Source organism: Flavobacterium sp. UGB4466 (genome assembly GCF_903469665.1).
Classification (GTDB): Bacteria; Bacteroidota; Bacteroidia; order Flavobacteriales; family Flavobacteriaceae; genus Flavobacterium; species Flavobacterium lipolyticum.
On sequence record NZ_CAGKLC010000155.1, the window covers coordinates 1 to 7,170 of the forward strand.

Sequence of the window (7,170 nt, forward strand, 5' to 3'; positions counted from 1 at the left end):
GCTTTAATTGTTGCGTAATCGATAATTTTTTATGATTTTTGAGTACTATTAATTCCAAAAATGATGGAACGTATTATGAGAGAAAATGACATGTTAGAAAAAGAAGAGATTTTTTCTAAAGTATTACGAGCAGGAAGAAGAACTTATTTCTTTGATGTGAGAGCTACTAAAGCTGATGATTATTATATCACAATTACCGAAAGTAAAAAATTTACCGAGGAGGATGGTTCTTTTCATTTTAAAAAACACAAGATCTACTTGTACAAAGAGGACTTTAGTGCTTTTGCCGAAATACTTGAAGAAATGACTTCCTATGTCCTGAACCACAAGGGCGAAGAAGTAATCTCTGAAAGGCATCAAAAAGATTTCAAAAAAGAATATGGTTCTGATAAACCTGAAGGACAAAGAACTAGTTTCACTGATATAGATTTTGACGATATTTAGTCGACGGAAGACTTTTTTTAAAGTATAAGTCCATAGTGTTTTGCATTTTGGACTTTTTTTAAATACATAAACTCTACCAATTTGGTAGATATTTATTTACGCTTTAAAATAAGCAATTCAACTATCCTGATAAAAAAGCAACAATGGAAATACAGCTATTAATTCTGCCAGGTCTTGGAAATTCGGGAGACAAACACTGGCAAACGTTTTGGCATGAGAAATTTAAAAACTCAACCCGCATCGTTCACGACGAATGGGATGAGCCTATTCGCGCAGAATGGCTTGAGCGTTTAGAAGAAGAAATCTCCAGACTTAATGGTCCGACAATACTGGTAGCACACAGCTTAGCTGTTTCACTTGTCCTACATTGGACACAGAGCCATAACAATCCAAACATAGTGGGTGCCTTACTAGTTGCACCTGCCGATGTAGATTCACCTGCACATACACCGGAATCTATACGAAACTTTTCACCAATGCCAACCTCAAAACTGCCTTTTCCTTCTATTGTCGTAGCGAGCGAAAATGATCCTTACGCGACTTTTGAGCGAAAAAAACACTTTGCCGAAATGTGGGGAAGCGATCTTGTCAATGTGGGACAAAGAGGACACATCAACTCCGATTCGGATTTAAAATATTGGGAAGAAGGACAATTAATTCTGGAGCAATTGATAGAGAAAATAAAATAGTCTTCAGTCGCAGCCTGCATACTGTAAACTGCATACTGTAAACTGTGACTGAAGACTGCGACTGAAGACTGCGACTGTAAACTGTGACTGTAAACTGTGACTGTAAACTGTGACTGAAGACTGTGACTGAAGACTCTAAACTAACCTATACGCAGTCCGTTTTCTATTTTAAAATCGGGAGCCAGCAAAATAACATCTCCCTCCTTGCCTATTGCGCCAAGAACCAAACATTCGCTCATAAATTTCCCGATTTGCTTTTTGGGAAAATTGACTACTGAGATAATTTGTCGGTTTAACAAATCTTCTTTTTTATAATGTGCCGTTATTTGGGCTGATGATTTACGGATTCCTATTTCGGAACCAAAATCAATGGTAAGCTGGTAGGCTGGTTTTCTGGCTTCGGGAAAATCATTTACTTCTATAATTGTTCCGACACGCATATCAGTTCTTTCAAATTCACTCCAGGTTAAATCCATTTTTGTTTTACTATTTGATATTTTACAAACCTATTAATTTTAGTATTACAACCGCCAATTCCATAACTGTTTTTTTGAGTTGTTTTCCTTAATTTAGAAATCATATTGTTGTTCTGATCTCAAAAAAGAAAATATACTCCAAAAATTAAAAACAAGTCTATATCCTTTCTTTTACAGAAATTTAAAGTTATTTTTGAAGAACTTATTTCCACAAAATGGCACGAACTCCTTCTAATATGATTCCTCTTGGAACAATTGCTCCAGATTTCAAATTAAGAGATACCAATTCGAATAATGACTATTCATTTGACGATTTGAGAGGCTCAAAGGGTACTTTGATTATGTTTATTTGTAACCATTGCCCATTTGTACTTCATGTCATCAAAGAGGTTGTTATGATTGCTAATGATTATCGTGTACAAGGAATTGGTGTAATTGCCATTTCAAGCAACGATATTGAGAAATATCCGCAAGACGGTCCTGAGTTAATGACTGACTTTGCTTTTCAGAACAAAATCGATTTTCCCTATTTGTACGACGAAAGCCAGGAAGTAGCCAAAGCCTACGAAGCGGCTTGTACTCCCGATTTTTATTTATTTGACAATCAGGACCGATTGTTTTACCGTGGCCAGTTGGACGATTCAAGACCGGGAAACGGAATTCCGTTAAGCGGAAGTGATCTTCGCAGTGCAATTGACGCTCTTATTTACAATAGAAGTTTGAAAGATCCACAAAAACCAAGTATTGGCTGCAACATCAAATGGAAAACAACGCTTTAGTGTTTTCAAAAAGTTTGCGTATCTTTACAAATCCAATTAATTATTTCCACAGTGACTACTATAAATCTATTTACAGTTTCTCCGGTATCGCTTTCTCGCACGAGAAGAGCGTACTCGACTGTATTTATTTCACATAGTAAGGCCTTTATCAATTAGACCTCCGTCTATTTCAATTTTTTCTCTCAGACGGAGGATTATTTTTTAATTTTCAGTTTACAATTTTCAGTTTTCAGCGGCAGTCTCCATTTACAGACCGCTAGCAATGACTGTAGCTCTAATTTGCATCTGAAAATTCTACACAGTCAACCCACAATAAATTAGAATAGATATGAAACCAACACCTACATTCTGTAAGTCAGATTATCAATTTTTAAGAGAATTGATACTAAAAAGTAAAAACGCAACCAATGCCAAAGAAATCGGGCAGCTTTCACACGAATTGGACCGCGCTATCATCCGTAAAGAAAGTGAATTAGACAGCAGTACTATACGCATCAATTCACATGTTATTATTGAAGATGTAAAAGCAAAAAAACAAATGAAAATTCAAATTGTCCTGCCTTCATTTGCGGACGTAAAAGAGGGTAAAATATCAATATTAGCGCCACTAAGTGTTGCTATTATTGGCTTTAAAAAAGACGACGTTGTCGATTGGGAATTACCGGCCGGTATAAAAACTTTAAAAATAGCAGCGGTCGACAATTCTTCTGAAAACGCTTCTTAATTTTCTAAACACCTCCCGCGTGAAGGTGTTTTTTTATGCTCCCTTTGGAGCAAAAAAAAAACTATCCAAATAATATGAATAGTTTTTATGCTTTTCAAATATCAACTCCTTACAATTGAGAAGTTATATAATTGGATATTAAAGCGATCTGAGTATCGTCTACCTTCGCTTTTTTCTGCATTCTTACCAGAATTGGTTTCCAGTCTTCCTGACTAAATTTCTTCGGATCGTATAGTTTGTGACATCTTGCACAACTGTTTTCGTACAAGTTTTTACCTTCTGCCAATGCAGGAGTTAGTTCTGTAGTTTTTGCCGTCTCAGTTGCAGCCGGAGTGGCTGTTGCAACCGGAGCCGCTTTTTTTGTACCGCACGAAACGATAAGCAACGTCACAGCGGTTAAAGTTAAGATCCTTAATTTCATTGTTCTTGTTTTTTAAAGTAAATATAAAAAAAATCCCATTCGGCTAGCGAATGGGATTGCTATTTAAAACAATACTAAATTGCTGTAAAGTCTTATTTTACGTCCATTAATTCAACGTCAAAAATCAAAGTTGCGTGTGGTGGAATAACTCCTCCTGCACCTGAAGCTCCATAAGCTAAATCAGATGGAATTACAAAGCGAGCTTTGTCCCCTACTTGTAATAAAGCAATACCTTCGTCCCATCCTTCAATAACCTGACCCTGACCTAATCTAAATTCGATCGGTTTTTTACGTGGGTAAGAGGAATCAAATACTTTTCCGTTTTCTAAAGAACCTTCGTAATGTACTGCAACAGTTTTACCTGCTTCCGCTTTTTTACCTTCTCCTTTTTGAATCATTTTATAACGTAATCCACTGTCAGTTTTATCAAAACCTGCAGCCAATTGCTCCATCTTTGCTTCTGATTCCGCTTTTAAAGCAGCATCACGCTTCAAACGAGCTCCTTTTAAAGCGATAAAAGCTTCGATTGCATTCCATTTTTGAGCTTCCTCACCTACTCTGATGATTTCTACTGCATCAAGATTATCTCCCTGAGCTACAGCGTCAACAACATCCTGTCCTTCGATTACATGACCAAAAACGGTATGTTTTCCGTCTAACCATGAAGTTGGAACGTGAGTAATGTAAAATTGAGAACCGTTACTTGCCGGACCTGAATTTGCCATTGCTAAAACTCCCGGACGATCGTGTTTCAAGCTTGGGTGAAACTCATCATCAAATTTGTATCCAGGATCTCCGGTTCCAGTTCCTTTTGGACATCCTCCCTGAATCATAAAATCAGGAATTACTCTGTGAAAAGTCAATCCGTCATAGAATTTTTGTCCTTGAGGTTTTACTTTATTTTCCATATTTCCTTCTGCAAGAGCTACAAAATTCCCTACGGTCCCAGGTGTTAAATCGTGTGCAAGTTTTACTAAAATCGAACCTTTACTAGTGTTGAATTTAGCGTATATTCCGTTTTCCATCGTTATTATTTTTTATTTGATTGCAAATTTACAAATTAATTTTATATCAATTTATGCTTTCTGTTTTTTAGACCCGAAGCTTCGGGATGATTTATAAGTAAGACCATAAACCGTAAATGCCAGTGCCGATAATCCAACACATCCAATGGTTACGGCATGCCATCCGCCCAGTTTCCACAACAACAATCCGTAAGCCGATCCGGCTGCTGTTCCTAAAAAGCTAAACGACATAAAGACGGTATTCAATCGGTTTCTGGCTTCCGGAAGTAAGGAATACACGCGGGTTTGGTTTGAAATATGCACTCCCTGAATTCCGATATCAATAAATACAATTCCAATCGCAATTCCGATCACACTTTCTATTGAAAAATAAAAAACCAGAAAACTAATTAAGATCAATAAACAACCGTAACCTACCGCAATTCTTGAGTTTCCTTTGTCTCCCATTTTTCCTACTAACGGCGCTGCCAAAGCTCCTGAAGCTCCCACAATTCCAAATAGTCCAATTGTAGCACTGTTAAAACCAAATGGTTCTCCCGAAAGCAGTAAAACCATAGTGGTCCAAAAAGCTCCAAATTGTGCAAAACTAAACACATTTATCAGTGTCGCTTCACGCAGAACCGGCTGTGTTTTTATAAGTGTAAAAAGGGATTGAATTAACTGTCCGTAAGTTCCCTGAAATTGAGGTTTATTCACCGGGAATTTATTCTGAATCACAAAAAAGATCAGTAAACAAATTCCGGCAGCAATATAAAACATAGATCTCCAACCCAGCAACTGACCGATAAACCCGCTTAAAGTTCTGGAAAGCAATATCCCCACAAGCAAACCGCTCATGATGGTTCCAACTACTTTTCCACGTTGTTCAGGCGCACTTAAAGATGCTGCCAATGGTAAAATTAACTGTGGTACGATTGAAGTAATTCCGATTAATAACGAAGCTACCTGCAAAAGGAAAAAACTTTTTGCCGTTGCCGCAATAATCAAAGCAATTACAGAAGCAAAAGTGGTGAATAAAATTTGCTTTTTACGTTCGATTTTATCTCCCAGCGGAACCATGAAAAACAGCCCTATAGCATAACCCGCCTGGGTTAAATAGGTTATTGTTCCCGCACTGGCTTCAGGAATTTTAAATTCGTTGGCAATTAAAACAATTAAAGGCTGACAGTAATACAGATTTGCAACTATAAGTCCGGTGCAAGCTGCCATAAATAAGACATTCGTTTTGGATAAATTCATTTTGCAAAAATACCAATCTAATTATTACCAAAACTTTAAAAAAATTATAATTTTTAAAGGTTTCAAAGCCAATTCGGTTCCTATTTTATAGCTTTTAATGGACTTTAAGCTCTTACGATTGTATAAAATCTTCTCGCATTGGACTAAAAACATCTGTCAGAAGTCCGCTTTCCAGACAAACTACTCCATGAATGGCATGAGGTGGAATGTAAAAACTGTCTCCTTCTTTTAGAGTTTGGGTTACACCATTAATAGTAACATCAAATTTACCACTGGAAACATAGGTAACCTGAGAATGATAGTGCTCGTGTAAAACTCCGATTCCGCCTTTCTCAAAATGTACATTTACCAACATCACTCTTTCATCGAAAGCCAGAATTTTACGTTTGATTCCTTCTCCTACGATCTCCCACTCAATTTCATCTCCTTTTATAAACTCTTTACTTGTTTTAAAATGCTGCATTTTCTCCGTGTTTAATTATCTTTTCGTTTCTTGCAAATTCCATTAATCGGTTAACGTCTTTTCGTTCCGGCTATTTGTATCAAATTTAAGCTAATCTGTTTTCTTATTGATTACTTCTAAATTAATTCTTTAAAAATAAACTTTTCATCATAATCAACTTCTGACTTTTGCAAAAAGTGAATATACTCGTCTCTGAATGTTTTCTTTTTGTGGTGTGCTTCCTGGTTTTCAATATACCTGATTACAGTACTTAGTTGAGATTTACTGTATGAAAACGCTCCATAACCTTCCTGCCATTGAAAATGACTTTTAGACAATTTATTACTATTGATCCATTTTGAGGAATCCTGTTTAATATTTTTCATCAAATCAGAAATTGATTGCGCAGGTCTGATCCCGATCAAAATATGAATATGATCCGATACACCATTTATCGCCAGAAGCTTATGATCATGCTTTTTTATAATTCCGGTTATATATTGATATAATTCGGCTTTCCATTCTTTGTCTATCAACGAACGTCTGAATTTCACTGCGAAAACAAAATGTATGTGTATTTGGGTGTATGTGTTTGCCAATTCTACCGATATTTAATTCCTGACGGAATAATTTGCGATGTGCAAAACATATTGTTTTTTTTTGCCCTATTTAATTCTACCGATATTTAATTCCTGACGGAATAATTTGCGATCTGTAAAACATATTGTTTTTTTGCCATATTTAATTCTACCGATATTTAATTCCTGACGGAATAATTTGCGATCTGTAAAACATATTGTTTTTTTTTGCCATATTTAATTCTACCGATATTTAATTCCTGACGGAATAATTTGCGATGTGTAAAACATATTGTTTTTTTTGCCATATTTCATTCTACCGATATTTAATTCCTGACGGAATAATTTGCGAT

General features: G+C 36.1%; 10 protein-coding genes. 4 read left to right on the forward strand and 6 right to left on the reverse strand.

Translation table 11 applies throughout. The features are described from left to right. The first annotated feature begins 75 nt into the window (after positions 1 to 75). Complete coding sequence (locus tag JO950_RS20630) at positions 76 to 444, forward strand: PUR family DNA/RNA-binding protein (protein ID WP_017495419.1); 369 nt, start codon at positions 76 to 78, stop codon at positions 442 to 444. Between the two features lie 143 nt (positions 445 to 587). Then, positions 588 to 1,133, forward strand: a complete 546-nt coding sequence (locus tag JO950_RS20635; RefSeq protein WP_202704326.1) for an alpha/beta hydrolase — start codon at positions 588 to 590, stop codon at positions 1,131 to 1,133. A gap of 140 nt (positions 1,134 to 1,273) precedes the next feature. On the opposite strand, the gene JO950_RS20640 is transcribed toward JO950_RS20635, so the two are convergent. Continuing rightward, positions 1,274 to 1,609 (reverse strand): tRNA-binding protein, encoded by a 336-nt coding sequence (locus tag JO950_RS20640; protein ID WP_202704327.1) that lies wholly within the window; start codon positions 1,607 to 1,609, stop codon positions 1,274 to 1,276. A 215-nt stretch (positions 1,610 to 1,824) separates the two neighbouring features. On the opposite strand from JO950_RS20640, the gene JO950_RS20645 reads away from it, so the two are divergent. Both JO950_RS20645 and JO950_RS20650 read left to right on the forward strand, forming a co-directional pair. Then, on the forward strand, positions 1,825 to 2,388 hold the full coding sequence (locus JO950_RS20645; RefSeq protein WP_202704328.1) for a thioredoxin family protein: 564 nt from the start codon (positions 1,825 to 1,827) through the stop codon (positions 2,386 to 2,388). 328 nt (positions 2,389 to 2,716) lie between these two features. Next, positions 2,717 to 3,112, forward strand: a complete 396-nt coding sequence (locus JO950_RS20650; RefSeq protein ID WP_202704329.1) for a GreA/GreB family elongation factor — start codon at positions 2,717 to 2,719, stop codon at positions 3,110 to 3,112. 109 nt (positions 3,113 to 3,221) lie between these two features. Here the strand turns inward: JO950_RS20650 and JO950_RS20655 are convergent, their stop codons facing one another. From JO950_RS20655 to tnpA, 5 genes are all read right to left on the reverse strand, one after another. Beyond that, positions 3,222 to 3,533, reverse strand: coding sequence for a cytochrome c (locus tag JO950_RS20655; RefSeq protein ID WP_202704330.1), 312 nt, complete (start codon positions 3,531 to 3,533; stop codon positions 3,222 to 3,224). 92 nt (positions 3,534 to 3,625) lie between these two features. After that, a complete protein-coding gene (locus JO950_RS20660; protein ID WP_202704331.1) occupies positions 3,626 to 4,558 on the reverse strand; it encodes a peptidylprolyl isomerase in 933 nt (310 codons plus the stop codon). A gap of 51 nt (positions 4,559 to 4,609) precedes the next feature. Next, positions 4,610 to 5,767, reverse strand: coding sequence for an MFS transporter (locus JO950_RS20665; RefSeq protein WP_230000297.1), 1,158 nt, complete (start codon positions 5,765 to 5,767; stop codon positions 4,610 to 4,612). 142 nt (positions 5,768 to 5,909) lie between these two features. Continuing rightward, a complete protein-coding gene (locus JO950_RS20670; protein WP_202704333.1) occupies positions 5,910 to 6,260 on the reverse strand; it encodes a cupin domain-containing protein in 351 nt (116 codons plus the stop codon). A 116-nt stretch (positions 6,261 to 6,376) separates the two neighbouring features. Beyond that, positions 6,377 to 6,838, reverse strand: coding sequence for an IS200/IS605 family transposase (tnpA, locus tag JO950_RS20675; RefSeq protein ID WP_202704334.1), 462 nt, complete (start codon positions 6,836 to 6,838; stop codon positions 6,377 to 6,379). Positions 6,839 to 7,170: the final 332 nt, after the last annotated feature.

Bases quoted from the DNA above. Each gene is read 5' to 3' on its own strand.
- JO950_RS20630 (WP_017495419.1), top strand. From the start codon at position 76: ATGAGAGAAAATGACATGTTAGAAAAAGAAGAGATTTTTTCTAAAGTA.
- JO950_RS20635 (WP_202704326.1), top strand. From the start codon at position 588: ATGGAAATACAGCTATTAATTCTGCCAGGTCTTGGAAATTCGGGAGAC.
- JO950_RS20640 (WP_202704327.1), bottom strand. From the start codon at position 1,609: ATGGATTTAACCTGGAGTGAATTTGAAAGAACTGATATGCGTGTCGGA.
- JO950_RS20645 (WP_202704328.1), top strand. From the start codon at position 1,825: ATGGCACGAACTCCTTCTAATATGATTCCTCTTGGAACAATTGCTCCA.
- JO950_RS20650 (WP_202704329.1), top strand. From the start codon at position 2,717: ATGAAACCAACACCTACATTCTGTAAGTCAGATTATCAATTTTTAAGA.
- JO950_RS20655 (WP_202704330.1), bottom strand. From the start codon at position 3,533: ATGAAATTAAGGATCTTAACTTTAACCGCTGTGACGTTGCTTATCGTT.
- JO950_RS20660 (WP_202704331.1), bottom strand. From the start codon at position 4,558: ATGGAAAACGGAATATACGCTAAATTCAACACTAGTAAAGGTTCGATT.
- JO950_RS20665 (WP_230000297.1), bottom strand. From the start codon at position 5,767: ATGGCAGCTTGCACCGGACTTATAGTTGCAAATCTGTATTACTGTCAG.
- JO950_RS20670 (WP_202704333.1), bottom strand. From the start codon at position 6,260: ATGCAGCATTTTAAAACAAGTAAAGAGTTTATAAAAGGAGATGAAATT.